Here is a 20,022-nt window from a genome sequence, read left to right on the forward strand (position 1 = left end):
CGGGGACCCCAGGGTTGGTTCAATCGCGGCGTTCCGGTTACGCCGCGCTCTCCGACTTCGACTTCGCTCCGTTTTGACCTCGCTCATGGCCGGCAGCCTTACAGCAACCCGTCATTTGCTAATGACCAAAACAGATATCCATATTTGGAAAGTTGGGGGAATGGTAATAAACTCGCTTTATATTTCAAACGACTCAAAAATCAGGTCGATATACACACAGGTTATAAGGGTTATCTATGAACCTGCATCAGTTCCGCTTCGTCCGCGAGGCCGTGCGGCAGAATTTCAATCTCACGGAAGCCGCCAAGGCGCTGTATACCAGTCAGCCGGGCGTTTCGAAGGCGATCATCGAGCTGGAAGACGAGCTGGGGGTCGAGATCTTCACCCGCCACGGCAAGCGCGTGCGCTCGCTGACCGAGCCCGGGCGCATCATTCTGGCGTCGGTCGAACGCATCCTGCAGGAGGTCGAGAGCCTCAAGCGCGTGGGGAAGGACTATGCGGCGCAGGATCAAGGCAATCTGACTATCGCGGCCACGCACACCCAGGCGCGCTACTCGCTGCCGGCCGCCATCGCCGAGTTCAAGCGGCGCTTCCCCAAGGTGCACCTCTCCATCCTGCAGGGCAGCCCGACCCAGGTCGCGGAAATGGTGCTGCACGACCAGGCCGACCTCTGCATCGCCACCGAGGCCATCTCCGGCTACAAGGATTTGGTGTCGCTGCCCTGCTTCACCTGGCATCACGTCGCGGTCATGCTGCCCGACCACCCGCTGCTGGAGCGCAAGCCGCTCGCGCTCGACGATCTGGCCCAATTTCCGCTGATCACGTATGACAACGCCTTCGCGGGCCGCACCAAGATCAACGAGGCGTTTCGCCTGCGCGGTCTCTCGCCCGATATCGTGCTGGAGGCCATCGACGCCGATGTCATCAAGACCTATGTCGAGCTCGGCATGGGCGTGGGCATCATGGCCGACATCGCCTTCAATGCCGAGCGTGACCGGCACCTGCGCGCGGTGCCGGTCGGGCATCTGTTCGGCAGCAACGTGACACGCGTCGCGCTCAAGCAGGGCGCGTATCTGCGCAGCTATGTCTACACGATGGTCGAGCTGCTTTCGCCTGGCCTGAACCGCAAGCTGATCGAACAGGCGCTCAAGGGGGAGCACGAGTCTTACGAGTTGTAATATTCCCCGCGCGTAGCGTCGCCCGCAGAGACCCAAAGATCGCAACAACATCCCTTTAGCTCCCGATCATCCGCATGAAGCCGCTGCCCTTCGTTCGCCCGCTCGCCGTCACGGCGATCACCGCCCTCATCGCCGCCACCGCATCCAGCGCCTTCGCCGACCTCAAAATCGGCATCGACCTTTCGAGCACGGGCCCGGCAGCCGCCATCGGCATCAGCAGTAAAAACGCCGTGCTGATGTGGCCCGAGACGATCGCGGGCCAGAAGGCCGACTACATCGTGCTCGACGACGGCTCCGATCCCGGCGCGGCCGTGCGCAACGTGCACAAGCTCATCAATGAGGATCATGTGGACGTGATCGTCGGGCCGAACGTCACGCCGGCCGCGCTCGCCGCACTCGACCCGGTGGCGCAGGGCAAAACGCCGATGATCACGCTGGTCGGCTCGGCGTCCGTGGTCGAGCCGCAGGCGGGGCCGCGCGTGTGGGCGTTCAAGATGGCGCAGACCGACGCGGCCATGGCCGACGTCATGACCCGCTACATGGCGGCGCACAACGTGAAGACGGTGGGCTTCATCGGCTTCGCCGACAGCTACGGCGACAGTTGGCTCAAGGAATTCACGAAGTTCGCCGACGAGCGGCACATCCAGATCGTGGCGACCGAGCGCTTCAACCGCACGGACGCGAGCGTCACGGGCCAGGTGCTCAAGCTCATGGCGGCGAGGCCCGATGCCGTGCTGGTGGCCGGCGCGGGCACGCCCGCCGTGCTGCCGCAGCGCACGCTCGTCGAGCGCGGCTTCAAGGGGCCGATCTACCAGACGCATGGCATCGCCACGCCCGAGTTCATCAAGCTAGGCGGCAAGGACGTGGAAGGGACGCTGTTCCCGACGCAGCCGGTTGTCGTGGCGCGCACGCTGCCCGCCGGCGAGCCGGCCCAGAAGGCGGCGCTCGCGTTCGTCGATGCCTACGAGGCGAAGTACGGTCCGGGCTCGGTCACGCAGTTCGCGGGCGATGCGGCCGGCGTGTACCCGCGCCTCTCGGATGCCGTCGCGCGCGCGCTCAAAACTGCGCAGCCCGGCACCGAGGCGTTTCGCGTCGCGTTGCGTCAGGAACTGGAGCATGCACACGAGGTGGTCGTGCCGAACGGCTTCGTCACCACGAGCCCGACCGATCACGTGGGCCTCGACCAGCGCGCGAGCGTGATGGGCACGATACGCGGCGGCAAGTTCGTGTATCTCGCGCAGTAAGGCGCGGCCTGCCCTAGCGCGCGATCCGCTGCCACGCACCGCCCGCCGCGCTGCTCGCCAGCACGGCGGCAATGAAGCGCAAGCCCTCCACGCCGTCGTCGACGGTGGTCAGCATGCGGCTTTCGGGCGGCGCAGGCACGCCCGCTTCGCTTGCCGCGATCTGCGCTGCGGCGTCGCGATAGAGCTGCGCGAATGCCTCCAGATAGCCTTCCGGGTGCCCAGGCGGCACGCGCGTCGCGTGGCGCGCCGCCGCGCCCGCTACACGAGCGCGCGTGAGCCGCTCGGCCTCGCCGCCTTGCGGCGTGAACCAGAGGATATTCGGCTCTTCCTGATCGAACGCGAGGCCGCCCTTCGTCCCGTAGACGCGCAGCCGCAGCGCGTTCTCCGCGCCGCTCGCCACCTGGCTCGCCCACAGCATGCCGCGCGCGCCGCCCGCGTAACGCAGCATCGCCTGCACGTGGTCGTCCACGCGCCGGCCCGGCACGAACGTATGGACCTCCGCGGCGAGCGCCTCGGGCACGAGGCCGCTCACGAACGCCGCCAGCTGATACGCGTGCGTGCCGATGTCGCCGAGACACCCCGCCGGCCCCGCCAGCGCCGGATCGGTGCGCCAGTTCGCCTGACGGTTCGCGCCGTCGCGCTCGACGGGCGTCGCGAGCCAGTCCTGCGCGTATTCCGCCTGCACGATGCGCACCTCGCCGATCTCGCCCGCCGCCACCATTTCGCGCGCGTGGCGCACGAGCGGATAGCCCGAATAGGTGTGCGTGAGCGCGAACACCAGCCCGGCCTCGCGCGCGTGCCGCGCGAGCGCCTCGCCTTCGGCCAGCGACACGGCGAGCGGCTTGTCGCAGATCACGTGGATGCCCGCGTCCATGAAGGCGTGCGCCACCGGCGCATGCAGATGGTTGGGCGTGACGATCGCAACCGCGTCGATGCCGTCGTCGAGCGTCCCCTCCACGCGCGCCATTTCGCGCCAGTCGGCGTAGCTGCGCGCAAGGCCGAGCGCTTCGGCGCTCGCCTGCGCGCGCACCGGATCGGATGAAAGCGCGCCCGCCACCAGCTCGAAGGCGTCGTCGAGCCGCGCCGCGATACGATGCACCGCGCCGATGAACGCGCCCTCGCCGCCGCCGACCATGCCGAGCCTGAGTCTTCGTGTCATTGCCTTGCCCCTTCGCTAATCTTGCGTGACCACGTTCGTTCAGATGCCCAGCAGACGCTTCAACTGGGCTGCATCCACGCCGCTGCCGGCGAAATCGTCGAAGGCGCGCTCCGCCACGCGAATGATGTGCCGCCGGATGAACTCGACACCCTCGCGCGCGCCGTCGTGCGGATGCTTGAGCGCGCACTCCCATTCGAGCACGGCCCAGCCCGGGTAGTCGTACTGGGCGAGCTTCGAGAAGATCGCGCCGAAATCGACCTGGCCGTCGCCCAGCGAGCGGAAGCGCCCGGCGCGCTCGACCCAGCCGCTGTAGCCGCCGTACACACCCTGCCTGCCGGTGGGACGAAATTCGGCATCCTTGACATGGAAAGCCTTGATGCGCGCGTGGTAAAGATCGATGAACGCGAGGTAGTCGAGCTGCTGCAGCACGAAGTGGCTCGGATCGTAGAGGATGTTCGCGCGCGGATGATCATCCACGGCCGCGAGGAAACGCTCGAACGTCACGCCGTCGTGCAGGTCCTCGCCCGGATGCAGCTCGTAGCAGACGTCCACGCCCGCCGTATCGAATGCATCGAGAATGGGCCACCAGCGGCGCGCGAGCTCGTCGAAGGCCGTCTCGACGAGCCCCGCCGGCCGCTGCGGCCACGGGTAGAGATAAGGCCATGCGAGCGCGCCCGAGAACGTGACGTGCGCCTTGAGGCCGAGGTTCTTCGAGGCGCGCGCCGCCAGCGTCAACTGGTCGATCGCCCATGCCGTGCGCGCCTCGGGGTTGCCGCGCACGTGCGGTGCCGCGAAACCGTCGAAGAGCGTGTCGTAAGCGGGGTGCACGGCCACGAGCTGGCCTTGCAGATGGGTGGAAAGCTCGGTGATCGCAATGCCCGCGTCGTCGGCGATGCGGCGCAGGTCGTCGCAGTAGGCCGGGCTCGCGGCGGCCTGCTCGAGATCGATCAAGCGCGGGTCCGTGGGCACCTGCATGCCCTTGTAGCCCAGATGCGCGGCCCAGCCGGCCATGTGCTCGAAGCTGTCGAACGGGGCGTCGTCGCCGAGAAACTGCGCCAGAAAAATCGCGGGGCCCTGAATGGTCTTCATCGGCCGCTATCCTCCGTGGTCCGCCGCACGCCCGGATTGCCGGATGGCAGGCGCGCGGCGGCGGTTGATGTTGTCAAACCGGAACGTCAAACCCGAACGTCAAACCCGCCTCCCATCAGAACGGCGAGTCGGGAAAGTAGAAGTCCTTGGCGTTCTCCTTCGTGATGAGCACCGAAGGGATGATCGTCTTCTGCGGCAGCGCCTTGCCGGCGAGCCGCGCTTCGGCCGTCATCTTGATCGCGTCGTAGATGAACTTCGGCGAGTACGAGACGTCGGCGCGGATCAGCGGGTCGCCGTCCATCACGCGCTTGACCATGTCCTTCGAGCCCGCGCCGCCGAACACGATCTTGATGTCGGTGCGCTTCGCCTGGTCGATCGCCTTGAGCACGCCCACGGCCATGTCGTCGTCGGCGGCCCACACGGCGTCGATGTGCGGGAAGCGCGTGAGGTAATCCTGCATCGTGCGGAACGCGTCGTCGCGGTTCCAGTTGGCGTACTTCGCGTCGAGGATCTTCATGTTCGGGTAGTTCTTCAGCACCGAGGTGAACGCGGTCCAGCGCTCGTTGTCGAGCGTGGTGGGGATGCCGCGCAGCGCCACGATGTCGCCCTTGCCGTCGAGCTGCTTCGCGAGATACTCGGCGGGAATGCGGCCGAACGCCGTGTTGTCGCCGGCTACATAGGCGTCCTGAGCGCTCGTGTCGGTCAGGCCGCGGTCCACCACGGTCACGTACACGCCCTGCTTCTTCACCTGCGCGACGGGCTGCGTGAGCGACGCCGATTCGAACGGGAAGATCACAAGGGCATTGATCTTGTTGACCGTCACGAGGTCCTGCAGCTGGTTCGCCTGATCGGGCGCATTCGCCGCCGTCTTCACGATGATCTTCAGATCGGGATGCGCCTTTTCGAGGTCGCTCTTCGCCTTGTTCGCCCACCATACGATGCCGCCCGTGAAGCCGTGGTCGGCGGTCGGAATCGCGACGCCCAGCGTCACCTTGTCGTCGGCGCGCGCGGTTCCCGCGCCGAGTGTCGCCGCGAGTCCGAGCGCGAGTGCGCTCGCGCCGATTGCCCGAATCATCTTCTTCATGGTGCTGTCTCCTTTAGTGCGCTCACGCGCGAGCGTCTCGGTAAATTGACGTTTGCCTCCTTCGACTGCCGGTCTGCGTTGCTGCGTGCTGCCTGCTTCTTGATTCGTACTGCGTAGTGGGTATGGCGGCTTCGCGGTCCGCCTCTACCTGCGTCCGCGCTGCAGGAAAGCCACGGCGATGATCGCCACGCCCTGCACGGCCGCGTTCAGATACACGCTGATGATGCTCGTGAGATTGAGGATGTTCGCGATCACCGAAAGCAGCACGGCGCCCACCACGGTTCCCGCCACGCGCCCTTCGCCGCCCTTGAGCGCGGTGCCGCCCACGACCACGGCCGCGATCGCTTCGAGTTCCCAAAGCAGGCCCGTGGTGGGCGTGGCCGAGCCGAGCCGCGGCACGTAGAGCACGGTCGCGACGCCCACGCACACGCCGAGCAGCACATAGGTCGCGCACTTCACGCGATCCACGCGGATCGCCGCATAACGCGCGACCTGTTCGTTCGAGCCGATCGCCTGGACATGCCGGCCGAACGCGGTGCGATTGAGGATCAGCGCGCCGCCCAGCGCGACGATCGCGAACACCCACACAGGCACGGGCACGCCGAAGAGGCTCGCGTAATAAACGGGCCCATAGAAGTCGACGAGATTGTTCGGCAGCGTGAGCGCGCCGCCGTCCGCGAGCCAGGTCAGCACCGAGCGGAAGATGCCGAGCGTGCCGAGCGTCACGATGAACGGCTCGATGCGCCCGCGCGTGATGAGGAGGCCGTGCGCGAGGCCGAAGAGCGCGCCGAGCACGAGCGCGAGCGCAATGCCGATCAGCACGATCGAAAGCGGCGCGAACGTGTGCGCGCCCATGCCGGCCGCGAGCGTGTTCATGGTCCAGATCATCACGCCGGCGATCAGCGCGGCCATCGACCCCACCGAGAGATCGATGCCGCCCGAAATGATCACGAAGGTCATGCCGACGGAGATGATGCCGATGAACGAGGTGCGCGTGAGCACGTTGAGCAGATTGCCGGCCGTGGCGAAGTCGCGGTTCAGCGCGGTGCCGAGCCCGCAGAGCAGGATCAGCCCGATGAGCGGCCCCACGCCCGCAAGCCGGTGTACGAACGCGGCGAGCTTGCGCACGCGGCCGTGCGCCGCGGCGGTTTCAGTGGGTGCCGGTTGCATGGGCGATCAACTCCTCTTCGTTCAGATGGTCGTGCCCGAGCGTCGCGACGAGGCGGCCCGCGCGCATCACGGCGACGCGATGCGCGAGGCCGATCAGCTCGACAAGCTCGGACGAAATGACGATCACCGCGCGCCCCGAGGCCGCGAGCCGCTGGATCAGGAAATAGATGTCGCGCTTCGCGCCCACGTCCACGCCGCGCGTGGGCTCGTCGAGCACGATCACGCGGGGATCGGGCTGCAGGAACTTGGCGAGCGCGAGCTTCTGCTGGTTGCCGCCCGAGAGCATGCGCGCGCGGCTCGCGAGGTCGCCGGTGCGGATGCCGAATTCGCGCACGGCGGTCTCGAGCGCGCGGCGCCCCGCCTTGAGATCGAGCAGCGGCCGGCCGTAGCGCTCGAGCGTCATCAGCGTGAGGTTGTCCTGCAGGCTCAGGTTCAGGTGCAGACCCTTGCCCTTGCGGTCCTCGCTCAGATAGGTGATGCCGTTGCGCACGGCGTCGCGCGGATGCCGCAGCGAGACGGCCTGCCCGTCGACCTCGATCGCGCCCGCGCTGCGCTCGCGCAAGCCCACGATCGCCTCGAAGGCCTCGGTGCGCCCCGCGCCGACGAGCCCCGCGAAGCCGAGAATCTCGCCCGCGCGCACCTCGAAGCTCAGGTCCTCGACCCAGCCCGGCACGGCAAGGCCGGCTACGCGCAGCGCCACCGGCGCGTCAGCGCTCGCTTCGATCCTGGCCGGAAACATGTCGGAGACGTCGCGGCCCACCATCAGGTTGGCCATCTGCTGACGCGCGAGCCCCGCCGTCGCGCTCGCCGCCACGAAACGGCCATCGCGCATCACGATCACGTCGTCGGTGATGCGCTCCACCTCGTCAAGCTTGTGCGAGATGTAGACGATCGTCGTGCCGTCCTCGCGCAGTTTCTCCATCAATGCAAAAAGACGAGCCGTTTCGGACGGCGTGAGCGTGGCAGTGGGCTCGTCCATGATGAGGAGGCGCGCATGCCGCGAGAGCGCCTTCGCGATCTCCACGAGCTGCTTCTCCGCGACGATCAGGTCGCGCACCTTCGTGTCGGGATCGCGCGCGAGGCCCACCTGCGCGAGCACGTCCCGCGCCTCGCGGCGCATCGCGGTATCGTCGACGAAGAGGCCGCGCCGCTTCTCGTGGCCAAGAAAGATGTTCTGCGCGATCGTCAGATGCTCGGCGAGATTGAACTCCTGGTGGATCAGCACGATGCCCGCCTGCTCGGCCTCGCGCGAGCCTTCGAAGCGGCGCGCCTCGCCGTCGATGACGATCTCGCCCGCCGTGGGCGATTCGTAGCCGGCCAGGATCTTCATGAGCGTCGACTTGCCCGCGCCGTTCTCGCCGAGCAGGCCATGAATGCGGCCCGGCGCGAGTTCGAAGCTCACGCCGTGCAGCACGCGCACGGGACCGAAGTCCTTGCGGATCTCGTGGAACTTCACGGCGACGCTCATGAGCGGCCGCTCCTCCTCGATAAGGATGTCACATGCACGGAGTCGCGGGCGGCCTGCGCCGCCCGCCCCGCTCCGCTGGTCCCCTCTGCTTGTACCGCTGCCCCGTTGCCACACCCAGCCGCCGACGACGACGCGACACGCGCCGCCGCCCGGCTCTCATCCGCTTTGCCGCACCACCAGCCGATGCGGCAGCAACACGCCCGGCACGTTCGCATCCGGCACGGCGAGGCGCTGCAGCAACAGCCGCGCGGCCGTCTCGCCGAGTTCGCGCATCGGCTGCGCGACGGTCGTGAGCGGCGGGTCGACCTGCGCCGCGAGCGCGATGTCGTCGAAGCCCACCACCGCCACGTCGTCCGGCACGCGCCGGCCGGCGCCGCGCAGGCCGTTGATCACCCCGACCGCGAGCGTGTCCGAGACCGCGAAAATCGCGTCCGGCGCCTCCGCTTGCCGCATGAGCGCCGCCGCCGCCTCGGCGCCCGCGCCATAGTCGAGGCAGTTCACGTTCACGCGCCAGGCGTCGCGCGCCTCAAGCCCCGCCTGCGCGAGCGCATCGAGGTAGCCGTCGCGCCGCTGCTGCGCGTAGAGGTAATGCTCGTCCGAGTTGATGAGCGCGATGCGCCGCCGGCCGCGCGCGATCAGATGCCGCACGGCGTCGCGGGCCGCGAGGAAATTGTCGATGCCGACATACGGCACGCCCACGCCCGGATCGAACTCGCAGCACGCCACCCACGGCAGCGCCGTCGCCGCCTGGTTGGCGTGCTGGACCGTCGCCGGGTCGAGACAGATCGCGCCGTCCGCCCGATGGCGGCGCAGCAGGTCGAAGTAGCTGCGCTCGCGGCCCGCGTCGGCGCCCGTGTCGCACAACAGCGTGAAATAGCCGTGCTGACGCGCCACGCCGTCGATGCCGCGCACGATCTCCGCGTAAAACGGATTGCCGAAGTCCGGCACCATCGTCAGCAGCAGGCGGCTCTCCGCCGTGCGCAGGTTGCGCGCAAGCTCGTTCACGCGGTAGCCGCTCGTCTCGATTTCGGCGAGCACACGCTCGCGCGTGGCGGGCCGCACGTTCGCGTGGCCGTTGAGCACGCGCGAAACCGTCGCCACCGAAACGCCCACGCGCGCCGCCACTTCCGCAATGGAGCCGCCGCGCTGCGCCGCCGCATCGGGTTGCGCTGTATCGGCGGAGTCGCGTCGAGGCTGGGCGGGCATGGTGTCGTAGGGTGTCGCGGGTGTCGGAGCAGCAAAAATGTAATCGATTACATTTTTGGTTCCAAACCCGCCAAACTGCAAGCCCGACGAAGCCAGGATAAACACCAAGGCGACACCAAGGCGACACCAAGACGCCGTCGACGCACTTCTGCGGTCGGCGAGACGCCGCGGCAAAGGGGTTTGATACAATCTTGCGAGCTGCCCGGACGCCTTGCGTGGCGGGGCCCAGACCGCGATCCGAAACGAATCCGAACCCGAATCGAACCACATAACGCCGAGTCACCATGAATATCGAACAAGCGCGTTTCAACATGATCGAACAGCAGATCCGTCCCTGGGAGGTGCTCGACCAGGACGTGCTCAACCTGCTTTCGATCGTCAAGCGTGAGCATTTCGTCCCCGCTGCCTACGTGGACCTCGCGTTCGTCGACTTCGAAATTCCGCTGCCCAACGGCCAGCACATGCTGGCGCCGCGCGTCGAGGCGCGCGTGCTGCAGGAGCTGGCCGTGAAGAAGCACGAGAGCGTGCTGGAAATCGGCGCCGGCTCGGGCTACATGGCGGCGCTGCTCGCGTACCGTGCGCAGAAGGTGCTGACGGTGGAAATCGACCCGGAACTCGCCGAATTCGCGCACGCGAACTTCGTCAAGAACAGCGTGCTCAATGCCGAAGTCGCGCTGGGCGACGGCGCGCGCGGCTGGGCCGCGAACGCGCCCTACGACGTGATCTGCGTTTCGGGCGGGCTGCCGGTCGTGCCGCAGGATCTGCTCGAGCAGCTGAAGGTGGGCGGGCGTCTGGCCGCCTTCGTCGGCACGGCGCCCGTGATGGAAGCGCAGATCATCACCCGCATCGACGAGAAGCAATACCGCATCGCCAGCGTGTTCGAAACCTACGTCGAGCCGCTGCAGAACGCCGTTCAACCGCCGCGCTTCAAGTTCTGAAGCCGCCTGCCGTTTAGCCGGGCGGCTTCGCAACGCGAAGCGCGGCCCGGCATTTCCACGATATCGAGTTTTCCATGCAGAACCTGACCGCCCCCGCCCTCGCCGAATGGCTCGCCGACACCTCGCGCGCCGCCCCTGTCGTGCTCGACGTGCGCGAGCCGTGGGAGATCGAGACGGCGAAGATCGCTGGCAGCACGTCGATCCCCATGCGCGAGATTCCCGCGCGCAGCGAGGAACTCGACGACGAAGCGCAGATCGTCTGCGTGTGTCACCACGGCGCGCGCAGCGCCCAGGTGGCGATGTTCCTCGAGTCGCGCGGCTTCACCAAGGTGTTCAACCTGCAAGGCGGCATCGACGCGTGGTCGCGCCAGGTCGACCCGAAAGTCCCGACTTACTGATCTGCCTGACTCCACCTCGTGCAGCACGAGCGCAACCGTCGAGAAGATCTCGGCGATCTGCGCCTCGTCCACGATCAGCGGCGGCGAGAACGCGAGAATGTCGCCCCGCGCTTCTCGTAGCCGCGTAGCAACACCTCATATGCACGCGGCCGGCGCTCCCTCGCGCTCGTACCGATCGATCGCCGCGTAGGCCGCCGCCGCAAGCGGATGGCCCGTCTGGAACGTCGGCGCGCAATCCATCTCCTCCCTCACGCTCATACAGCACACCGCCGCTGCGCACCATGCCTGCGCAGCGGCGCACTCCTCTCGCGAACGACCCAGCCTTGCTTATGCGCGAGGACTCAAGAACGCACTGCGAGGAGGCAAAGCGCCCGAACATGCGCCCTCGTGCACCACATTCGCCCGTTCCCGAACGCCGCACGCGCAACGGCATCGCGCCGCATGCCTTGATGAACCGACGCAACGCCGGTTCGATGCGCAGACCATGCGCTGGCACAAGGCTTGCAGAAGCCATTGCGCAAGACAGCCACTCGACACCCGGCGCGTAACCAGATGCGCCGGCTTTCGCGACCTCACCCATCTCAACGCCAAGGGGAAAAGAATGAACCGTCGTAGTCTGTTGAAACTCGGGACCCTATCGGGCGCGCTCGCCGCAGCGGGACGCATGCCGCTCGCGCACGCGGACACCGACAGCGGCCCGATCAAGGTCGGCGTGCTGCACTCGCTGTCGGGCACGATGGCGATCTCGGAGACTTCGCTGAAAGACACGGCGCTGATGACCTTCGCCGAAATCAACGCTTCGGGCGGTGTGATGGGGCGCCAGATCGAGCCCGTCGTCGTCGATCCCGCCTCGAACTGGCCGCTCTTCGCGGAAAAGGCGCGCCAGCTGATCACGCAGGACAAGGTGGCGTGCGTGTTCGGCTGCTGGACCTCGGTGTCGCGCAAGTCGGTGCTGCCCGTTTTCGAGGAACTCAACGGCCTGCTGTTCTATCCCGTGCAATACGAAGGCGAGGAAATGTCGCGCAACGTGTTCTACACGGGGGCGGCGCCCAACCAGCAGGCAATTCCCGCCACCGAATACCTGATGAGCAACGAAGGCGGCGGCGCGAAGCGCTTCTTCCTGCTAGGCACCGATTACGTCTACCCGCGCACGACCAACAAGATCCTGCGCGCGTTCCTGCATTCGAAGGGCGTGCAGGACGCCGACATTCAGGAGGTCTACACACCGTTCGGCCACAGCGACTATCAAACGATCGTTGCCAACATCAAGACCTTCTCCCAGGGCGGCAAGACCTGCGTGATCTCCACCATCAACGGCGACTCGAACGTGCCGTTCTACAAGGAGCTCGGCAACCAGGGCCTCAAGGCCACCGACGTGCCCGTGGTGGCCTTCTCCGTGGGCGAGGAAGAGCTGCGCGGCATCGACACGAAGCCGCTCGTGGGCAATCTCGCGGCGTGGAACTACTTCATGTCGCTGCGCAATCCCGAGAACGCGAAGTTCAAGGCCATGTTCGCCGACTGGGTGAAGAAGAACAATCTGCCCGGCGGCAGCAAGCGCGTGACCAACGACCCGATGGAAGCGACCTACGTCGGCATCCATATGTGGAAGCAGGCCGTCGAGAAAGCGAAGAGCACCGACGTCGACAAGGTGCGCGTGGCGATGATCGGCCAGCAGTTCAACGCGCCCTCGGGCTTCGTGCTGGAGATGGACGGCAACCACCACCTGCACAAGCCCGTGATGATCGGCGAAGTGCGCGCGGATGGTCAGTTCAACGTGGTATGGCGCACGAAGACCGCAATCCGCGCGCAGCCGTGGAGCCCGTACATTGCGGGCAATCAGGGCAAGCCCGACGTGGTCAGCTCGATTCCCGGCTTCCTGAGCCGCCGCCGCGTGGCCTGATCTTGTCCGCGACTTCGTTCAATTCGTTCTGCAAGGACACGGCGTGCGCGCCGTGTCCGTCGGCACCGTCCGGCCGTTTTCCCTGGTCCTGCCCATGAATCTTCGACCTTATCTGCGCGCACTGGTCGTGACGGTGTCGCTCGCGTGCGCCTGTCCGGCCGCGTTCGCACTCGATGCGGCCGACGTCGCGCCGCTCGCCGGCGACGACTTCGACGCGAAGTCCGCCGCCATCGACAAGCTCATCGTCACGCACGACGCCGCCTCGCTCACGCTGCTGCAGGCGCTGGGCAGCGACGGCGTGCTCGCCACCGACGCTGGCGAGGTCCTGCTTCAGGACGAAAGCGGCAACGCCCGCGACGCCGTTACCGGCAAGCCCGTCGAGGCCAGCGTGGCCCAGGCGGCGCAGCCCGTCACGCTCAACAATACGCTGCGCTCGAAGGTAGCCGGCGCGATCTCGGGCCTGCAGCTTGCCTCGCCGGATCTCGAAACGCGGCGCGCCGCCATCGCGGAGCTATTGAAGAATCCCGACCCGTCGATGAAGCCGATGATCGACGCGGCGCGCGCGAAGGAAACCGACCCCGCGCTCAAGAAGCGCCTCGACGTGCTGTGGGCCATGACGGCCCTGCACAATCCCGACCCGGCCACCCGCCTCGAAGCGGCGAAGCTCGTGGCCGCGCGCCACGATCTTGAGATGTACGAACTACTGCGCCCGCTCGTGGCAAAAACTGCGACGGGCGCATGGGCCGAACCGGACGCCCAGGTCCGCGCCGCGGCGCAGTCGGGCCTCGACGCGCTCGACGCGATCCAGCGCCGCAGCGAAATTTTCGGCACGCTGTTCGCCGGGCTCTCGCTCGGCAGCGTGCTGCTGCTCGCCGCGCTGGGCCTCGCGATCACCTACGGCCTTATCGGCGTCATCAACATGGCGCACGGCGAGTTCCTCATGATCGGCGCCTACGCCACCTATGTCGTGCAAACGCTCGTGCAGCGCTACGCGCCCGGGGCGTTCGACTGGTACCCGCTTTTCGCCATTCCCGCCTCGTTCGTCGCCGCGGCGCTCGTGGGCGCCGTGATCGAGCGGCTCGTGATCCGCCATCTTTACGGACGCCCGCTCGAAACGCTGCTCACCACCTTCGGCATCAGCCTGATCCTCATCCAGGCCACGCGCACGATCTTCGGGGCGCAGAACGTGGAGGTCTCGAATCCCTCGTGGATGAGCGGCGGCGTAACCGTCATGCAGAACCTCATCCTGCCGTACAACCGCCTTGCGATTCTCGCGTTCTCGCTGATCGTCGTGGGCATCGCCTGGGCCGTGCTGACAAAAACGCGCCTCGGCCTTTTCGTGCGCGCCGTCACGCAGAACCGCCGCATGGCCACGTGCGTGGGCGTGAGGACCGCGCGCGTCGATGCGTGGGCCTTCGCGTTCGGCGCGGGCATCGCGGGGCTAGGCGGCTGCGCGCTCTCGCAGATCGGCAACGTGGGCCCTGATCTCGGCCAGAACTACATCATCGATTCGTTCATGGCCGTGGTGCTGGGCGGCGTGGGCCAGATCGCCGGGACCGTGGTGGGCGGCTTCGGCCTCGGACTCGTCAGCAAGGCCATCGAGCCGTTCTGGGGCGCGGTGCTCGCGAAGATCGCCGTGCTCGTGCTGATCGTGCTGTTCATCCAGAAGCGTCCGCAGGGCCTCTTTGCCCTCAAGGGCCGCAGCGCGGAGGCATGAGATGACGATCACCACCACCGCCACCTCCACCACCCACGCGCCCTACGGCGCTCCCACGCCGCAACGCGGCGACGGCGCCGGGACCTTCGCGCTCGGCCTGCCCGCCCGTCCCCCGCTGCTCTCGCGCGGCGCGTGGCTCGCGCTCATTGCGCTCGTCATCGCCATCGGGATAGGCGTGCCGCTGTGCGCGCTCGTGCTGCCGCAGTCGAGCGCGTTCCATCTCTCCGACTATGCGATGACGCTCACGGGCAAGCTCATGTGCTACGCGATCGCGGCGCTCGCGCTCGATCTCGTTTGGGGTTACTGCGGCATCCTGAGCCTCGGCCACGGCCTCTTCTTCGCGCTGGGCGGCTACGCCATCGGCATGTACCTGATGCGCGAGATCGGCCACGACGGCAAGTACGGCAGCGACCTGCCCGACTTCATGGTGTTTCTCGACTGGCACCAGTTGCCGTGGTATTGGGAAGGCACCCAGCACCTCTGGTATGCACTCCTGCTCGTCGTGCTCGCGCCCGCCGTGCTCGCCTGGGTATTCGGCTTCTTCACCTTCCGCTCGCGCGTGAAGGGCGTCTACCTCTCGATCATCACCCAGGCCATGACGTTCGCGGCCATGCTGTTCTTCTACCGCAACGAGACCGGCTTCGGCGGCAACAACGGCTTCACCGACTTCAAGCGCATCGCGGGTTTTCCCATCACGCATCCGGGCACGCGCACCGTGCTTTTCCTCATGACGTTCGCCACGCTCGTGCTCGCCTTCCTCGCGGCGCGCGCCATCGTCACCTCGAAGCTCGGCCGTGTCGTGACCGCCGTGCGCGACGGCGAAACGCGCCTCATGTTCCTCGGCTACAGCCCACTCGGCTACAAGCTCTTCATCTGGACCGTTTCGGCCGCGCTGTGCGGCATTGCCGGCGCGCTCTACGTGCCGCAGGTAGGCATCATCAATCCGAGCGAGATGTCGCCGGGCAACTCCATCGAAATGGCGATCTGGGTGGCCGTGGGCGGACGCGGCACGCTCATCGGCCCGATCATCGGCGCGTTCGCCGTGAACGGCGCGAAGAGCTTCTTCACCGCGTATTTTGCGGAGTACTGGCTATTCTTCCTCGGCCTCATCTTCGTGCTCGTGCCGCTGCTGTTGCCGAACGGCATCATGGGCCTCGCTGAACGCCTGACCGAGCGCCTGACCGAACGCCTGACGAAGCGCAACGGCATACCCGGGAGCGGCGCATGAACGGCCACGCCATCCTCAACGATCCGCTCGGCCACAACCCGTTCGACACGGCGGAGGACCACGACCGCCCCACGCTCTCGGGCGTGGCCGAGTTGGGCCACGTGGTCGAACCGGGCACGATCGACACCTCGCACGGCACGATCCTCTATCTGGAGGACGTGACCGTGAGCTTCGACGGCTTTCGCGCGCTCAACAAGCTCACGCTCTCGATCGACGTGGGCGAACTGCGCTGCGTGATCGGCCCGAACGGCGCGGGCAAGACGACGATGATGGACGTCGTCACGGGCAAGACCGAACCCGATGCGGGCAAGGTGTTCCTCGGCCAGACGCTCGACCTCACGCGCATGAACGAGCCGGCGATCGCGCGCGCGGGCATCGGCCGCAAGTTCCAGAAGCCCACGGTATTCGAGCAGCACCCGGTGTGGGAGAACCTCGAACTCGCAATGAAGGCCGACAAGGGCTGGTTTGCTTCGCTGCGCGCGCGGCTGGGACGCGAGGCGCAGACGAAGATCGAGGAGACGCTTGAGGTGATCCGCCTGGAAGGCGACGCGCGGCGGCTCGCGGGCGAACTCTCGCACGGGCAGAAGCAGCGCCTCGAGATCGGCATGCTGCTCATGCAGCGCCCCGCCTTGCTGCTGCTCGACGAACCGGCCGCCGGCATGACCGACGACGAAACGATGGAACTCGCCGCGCTCCTGAACCGCCTGCGCGGCAGCTGCTCGATGATGGTGGTCGAGCACGACATGGAGTTCGTCGCTGCGCTCGCGGGCGCAGCGGGGCGCGTGACCGTGATGGCCGAAGGCAGCGTACTGGCCGAGGGCACGCTCGAAAGCGTCAAGCGCGACGAGACGGTGATCGAATCGTATCTGGGCCGCTGACAGGATCCTGGCAGGCCTTAAGCAGGACTTAGCACGAAGCACGACAGGCATCCACATGCTGACTATCGAATCGTTGAACCAGTATTACGGCGGCAGCCACATCCTGCGCAATGTCTCGATGACGGTGCCGGAGGGCAAGCTCACGGTGCTGCTCGGGCGCAACGGCGTGGGCAAGACCACGCTGCTGCGCTGCCTGATGGGCGTCGTGCACGCGAAGAGCGGCGCGATCGCCTGGAACGGCCAGGCGCTCACGAAACTGCCCACGTGGGCGCGCGTGGCGAACGGGCTCGCCTATGTGCCGCAGGGGCGCGATATTTTCCCGAGGCTCACGGTGGAAGAAAACCTGCTCGTGGGTGCCGCCAGCAAGAAGCGCGCGCCGTCGAAGGTGCCCGAGCACATCTACCGGCTGTTTCCGGTGCTAGAAGACATGAAGGCCCGCCGCGGCGGCGATCTCTCGGGCGGTCAGCAACAGCAGCTCGCGATCGGCCGCGCGCTGATGAGCGAGCCGCAACTGCTGATTCTCGACGAGCCCACCGAAGGCATCCAGCCTTCGATCATCCAGGACATCGGGTGCACGCTGCGCCAGCTCGTCGAGGAAATGCAGATGACCGTGCTGCTTGTCGAGCAGTACTACGATTTCGCGCGCGCCATCGCCGACCGTTATTGGGTCATGAGCCGCGGCGAGATCGTGGCGGGGGGCGAGGGGGCGGATATGGACGCGGACGGGGTGCGCACGTTGATTGCGGTTTGAGGGGCTAAAGCTTGGGTCGCCTTGCGCGGCGACCGTAAAAAGTCTATATTCAGACCGGTTCCGCTATCAAGGAGCGCGGTATGCGCTATTCGTCCCAAGTCAAACCCATCAGCTACCTCAAAGCCAACGCGGCCGAAGTGCTCGCGCAACTGGCCGAGCAGCGCGAGCCGCTGGTCATCACCCAGAACGGCGAGGCCAAGGCCGTGCTGCAGGACGTCGCGTCGTTCGAGGAAACCCAGGAAACGCTCGCACTATTGAAGATCCTCGCGCTCGGTAATCAGGAAGTCGCGGCGGGCAAGGTGAAGCCGGCGGCCGACGTAGTGGCGCGCCTGCGAGCAAAACGGACTACCGGCTGATGAGGAGCCGTGCCAGGCGCTTTGCCGTCGTGCTCACCGAGGGCGCCGAACACGACCTGGAGTCCATTTACGACCCTATTGCCGAATTCGACTGCGTAGCCAATGCGGATTACGTGCTCGATCAGCTGACTGGCGTGGTGGAAAATCTGTCGCGTTTTCCAGAGCGAGGCAGTTATCCGAAGGAGCTGGTAGCCCTGGGGATCAAGGAATACCGGCAAACCTCGTTCAAGCCCTTCCGCGTGATCTATCGTGTCCTCGACGCACAAGTGGTCATCTACCTGATCGTCGACGGACGGCGCAACATGCAGTCGATTCTCGCGCGCCGGCTGCTTGGCGCCTGATTAGTGCCTGATTCGTGCCCGATCTGCGGGCACCTATTCGCATGCCATCGCCAAGGCCGCCGCACGCCATCCCTTCGTCCCCTTTCTGCTCCAGCATGTCGCTCCACGAAGACCACTCGACGCTCGCCCCGCGCACCGCAACGCCTCAAGAATGGCTCGCACGCCTCGAACTCGGCTTCGCGCGCCAGGGGGCCCGCACGACGCTCGCGCATCGGCGACACACCGGACCGCTGCGTGTGCAGCGACCGCTCTATCCCGAAGGCGACGCGATCTGCCACGCGGTGATCGTGCATCCGCCGGCGGGCATTGCAGGCGGCGACCGGCTCGACATCGACGTGAATGTCGGCGCGCAGACCCATGCCGTGCTGACCACCCCGGGCGCCACGAAGTGGTACAAGTCGAACGGCCGCGTGGCGCGCCAGCGTATCGCGATTCATGTTCACGACGACGCAAAGCTCGACTGGCTGCCGCAGAACAACCTGATCTTCGACCACGCGCACGCCGAACTCGACTTCTCGCTCACGCTCGGTGCGAACGCCACGGCGATCGGCTGGGACGCCGTGCAACTGGGCCGGCAAGCGGCGGGCGAGCGCTGGTCGGCGGGCATGCTGCGCTCGATTGCGCGTATTACGCGTATCGCGCGAGCCGCGCCCGATCACGCGCAGGCAGACAACGCGAGCGAACTGCTCTGGTTCGAGCGCGCTCTCGTCGATGCCGCCGATCCCCTGCGCGACGCACCGCAGGGGCTGGCCGGCTATCCGGCCTTCGGCGTGCTGTGGGCGGTGGGCCCCGCCTGTGACGACGAACTCGCGCAGCGGCTCGCGGCCACCCTGCCGTTCGACGCCGCCGTGCGCGGCGGCGCAAGCTGCGTCTGCCCGGGCGTGCTCGTGGTACGTGCGCTCGCCCGTTCGATGGAACCGCTGCAACAGCAACTCACGCGCTGCTGGACGACCCTGCGGCCGCTCGTGCACGGCGTCGAGGCGGCGCCGCTGCGCCTCTGGACAACCTGATCCCTGCGCACCGTTGCGGCGCAGTCTCGCACCATATCGCAGCGCGGCGCGCCGCCAGGGTGCGCAAATGCCTCGTGGATGGTGCGTCCCCCTCATTGGCACGCACCTTGCAATGTTCCTCCGTCGCCCCCGTGTGCCGGTTCAATTTGCTGCAATGCTTCCGTAAATGGCTTCCGGTATGCTCGCGCGAGAATGACCCGAGGCACACCCGCGGCCCGGCGGCGCGCCGGACGCCCAACCGACCTGGAACGATGAAGCTCACGCCACGCGAGAAAGACAAGCTCCTGATCTTCACCGCCGCGCTGCTCGCCGAAAGGCGCCGCGCGCGCGGCCTGAAGCTCAACTACCCCGAGGCGGTGGCATTCATCAGCGCCGCGCTCATGGAAGCCGCCCGCGACGGCAAGACCGTCGCCGAGGTCATGCACTACGGCACCACGCTGCTCACGCGCGACGACGTGATGGAAGGCGTGCCGGAAATGATCCCCGACATCCAGGTGGAAGCGACGTTTCCCGACGGCACGAAGCTCGTGACCGTCCATCACCCGATTCCGTGAGGAGACGCTCATGATCCCAGGCGAAATGCTGATCGACGACGGCGAAATCGAACTGAACGCCGGCCGCGAGACCCTCACCGTGACGGTGGCCAATACCGGCGACCGGCCCGTGCAGATCGGCTCGCACTTTCACTTCTACGAGGTCAACGACGCGCTCTCGTTCGACCGCGAAGCCGCGCGCGGCTTTCGCCTGAACATTGCGGCGGGCACGGCCGTGCGCTTCGAGCCGGGCCAGGAGCGCACCGTCGAACTCGTGGCGCTGGCCGGCGAGCGCGCCGTCTACGGCTTCAACGGCAAGGTGATGGGCCCGCTCTGAGCCGCTCGCTCGCACGTCACGAATCCATCAGGAATCC

The 20,022-nt window shown here is 66.8% G+C and carries 20 protein-coding genes; 14 read left to right on the forward strand and 6 right to left on the reverse strand.

Annotation, left to right across the window (positions count from 1 at the left end; genetic code table 11):
* Positions 1–236: 236 nt before the first annotated feature.
* Both BAC01S_RS21270 and BAC01S_RS21275 read left to right on the forward strand, forming a co-directional pair.
* The gene (locus BAC01S_RS21270) at positions 237–1,178 is read left to right on the forward strand and encodes a CysB family HTH-type transcriptional regulator (protein ID WP_027796571.1); all 942 of its coding nucleotides are present in this window, start codon (positions 237–239) and stop codon (positions 1,176–1,178) included.
* A gap of 74 nt (positions 1,179–1,252) precedes the next feature.
* Positions 1,253–2,422, forward strand: a complete 1,170-nt coding sequence (locus BAC01S_RS21275; RefSeq protein WP_027796572.1) for an ABC transporter substrate-binding protein — start codon at positions 1,253–1,255, stop codon at positions 2,420–2,422.
* A 13-nt stretch (positions 2,423–2,435) separates the two neighbouring features.
* Here BAC01S_RS21275 and BAC01S_RS21280 read toward each other — a convergent pair whose 3' ends face one another.
* The 6 genes from BAC01S_RS21280 to BAC01S_RS21305 all read right to left on the reverse strand — a co-directional run bounded on the left by BAC01S_RS21280 (position 2,436) and on the right by BAC01S_RS21305 (position 9,598).
* Entirely contained in the window at positions 2,436–3,581 is a 1,146-nt protein-coding gene (locus BAC01S_RS21280; protein ID WP_245616641.1) for a Gfo/Idh/MocA family protein, read from the reverse strand.
* 39 nt (positions 3,582–3,620) lie between these two features.
* Positions 3,621–4,670, reverse strand: a complete 1,050-nt coding sequence (locus BAC01S_RS21285; protein ID WP_027796574.1) for a sugar phosphate isomerase/epimerase family protein — start codon at positions 4,668–4,670, stop codon at positions 3,621–3,623.
* A gap of 115 nt (positions 4,671–4,785) precedes the next feature.
* On the reverse strand, positions 4,786–5,754 hold the full coding sequence (locus BAC01S_RS21290; RefSeq protein WP_027796575.1) for a substrate-binding domain-containing protein: 969 nt from the start codon (positions 5,752–5,754) through the stop codon (positions 4,786–4,788).
* Between the two features lie 144 nt (positions 5,755–5,898).
* Positions 5,899–6,924 (reverse strand): ABC transporter permease, encoded by a 1,026-nt coding sequence (locus BAC01S_RS21295; RefSeq protein ID WP_027796576.1) that lies wholly within the window; start codon positions 6,922–6,924, stop codon positions 5,899–5,901.
* On the reverse strand, positions 6,905–8,392 hold the full coding sequence (locus tag BAC01S_RS21300; RefSeq protein WP_027796577.1) for a sugar ABC transporter ATP-binding protein: 1,488 nt from the start codon (positions 8,390–8,392) through the stop codon (positions 6,905–6,907). The genes BAC01S_RS21295 and BAC01S_RS21300 overlap by 20 nt, the downstream gene beginning before the upstream one ends.
* A 156-nt stretch (positions 8,393–8,548) precedes the next feature.
* Positions 8,549–9,598 (reverse strand): LacI family DNA-binding transcriptional regulator, encoded by a 1,050-nt coding sequence (locus tag BAC01S_RS21305; protein ID WP_027796578.1) that lies wholly within the window; start codon positions 9,596–9,598, stop codon positions 8,549–8,551.
* A 284-nt stretch (positions 9,599–9,882) separates the two neighbouring features.
* On the opposite strand from BAC01S_RS21305, the gene BAC01S_RS21310 reads away from it, so the two are divergent.
* The 12 genes from BAC01S_RS21310 to BAC01S_RS21370 all read left to right on the forward strand — a co-directional run bounded on the left by BAC01S_RS21310 (position 9,883) and on the right by BAC01S_RS21370 (position 19,985).
* The gene (locus BAC01S_RS21310) at positions 9,883–10,536 is read left to right on the forward strand and encodes a protein-L-isoaspartate O-methyltransferase family protein (RefSeq protein WP_027796579.1); all 654 of its coding nucleotides are present in this window, start codon (positions 9,883–9,885) and stop codon (positions 10,534–10,536) included.
* Positions 10,537–10,610: 74 nt separating this feature from the next.
* Positions 10,611–10,934 carry a rhodanese-like domain-containing protein gene (locus BAC01S_RS21315; protein WP_027796580.1) on the forward strand — a complete coding sequence of 108 codons (324 nt, stop codon included), beginning with the start codon at positions 10,611–10,613 and terminating at the stop codon, positions 10,932–10,934.
* A 601-nt stretch (positions 10,935–11,535) separates the two neighbouring features.
* The gene (gene urtA / locus BAC01S_RS21325; protein ID WP_027796581.1) at positions 11,536–12,834 is read left to right on the forward strand and encodes an urea ABC transporter substrate-binding protein; all 1,299 of its coding nucleotides are present in this window, start codon (positions 11,536–11,538) and stop codon (positions 12,832–12,834) included.
* 94 nt (positions 12,835–12,928) lie between these two features.
* Complete coding sequence (gene urtB, locus BAC01S_RS21330) at positions 12,929–14,551, forward strand: urea ABC transporter permease subunit UrtB (protein WP_027796582.1); 1,623 nt, start codon at positions 12,929–12,931, stop codon at positions 14,549–14,551.
* 1 nt (position 14,552) lies between these two features.
* Positions 14,553–15,779, forward strand: a complete 1,227-nt coding sequence (gene urtC / locus BAC01S_RS32145; RefSeq protein WP_043203130.1) for an urea ABC transporter permease subunit UrtC — start codon at positions 14,553–14,555, stop codon at positions 15,777–15,779.
* Positions 15,776–16,657, forward strand: a complete 882-nt coding sequence (gene urtD / locus BAC01S_RS21340) for an urea ABC transporter ATP-binding protein UrtD (protein ID WP_027796583.1) — start codon at positions 15,776–15,778, stop codon at positions 16,655–16,657. Before urtC ends, urtD begins: the two co-directional genes overlap by 4 nt.
* Before the next feature lie 55 nt (positions 16,658–16,712).
* Complete coding sequence (gene urtE / locus BAC01S_RS21345) at positions 16,713–17,408, forward strand: urea ABC transporter ATP-binding subunit UrtE (RefSeq protein WP_027796584.1); 696 nt, start codon at positions 16,713–16,715, stop codon at positions 17,406–17,408.
* 80 nt (positions 17,409–17,488) lie between these two features.
* Entirely contained in the window at positions 17,489–17,764 is a 276-nt protein-coding gene (locus tag BAC01S_RS21350) for a type II toxin-antitoxin system Phd/YefM family antitoxin (RefSeq protein WP_027796585.1), read from the forward strand.
* Positions 17,764–18,105, forward strand: a complete 342-nt coding sequence (locus tag BAC01S_RS21355; RefSeq protein WP_027796586.1) for a type II toxin-antitoxin system RelE/ParE family toxin — start codon at positions 17,764–17,766, stop codon at positions 18,103–18,105. The genes BAC01S_RS21350 and BAC01S_RS21355 overlap by 1 nt, the downstream gene beginning before the upstream one ends.
* Before the next feature lie 95 nt (positions 18,106–18,200).
* Entirely contained in the window at positions 18,201–19,115 is a 915-nt protein-coding gene (locus BAC01S_RS21360; protein WP_027796587.1) for an urease accessory protein UreD, read from the forward strand.
* Positions 19,116–19,366: 251 nt separating this feature from the next.
* Complete coding sequence (ureA, locus tag BAC01S_RS21365) at positions 19,367–19,669, forward strand: urease subunit gamma (protein ID WP_017773123.1); 303 nt, start codon at positions 19,367–19,369, stop codon at positions 19,667–19,669.
* A 10-nt stretch (positions 19,670–19,679) separates the two neighbouring features.
* Positions 19,680–19,985, forward strand: a complete 306-nt coding sequence (locus tag BAC01S_RS21370; protein WP_027796588.1) for an urease subunit beta — start codon at positions 19,680–19,682, stop codon at positions 19,983–19,985.
* Positions 19,986–20,022 lie beyond the last annotated feature (37 nt).

This window comes from Paraburkholderia acidipaludis NBRC 101816 (genome assembly GCF_000684975.1).
GTDB lineage: Bacteria > Pseudomonadota > Gammaproteobacteria > Burkholderiales > Burkholderiaceae > Paraburkholderia > Paraburkholderia acidipaludis.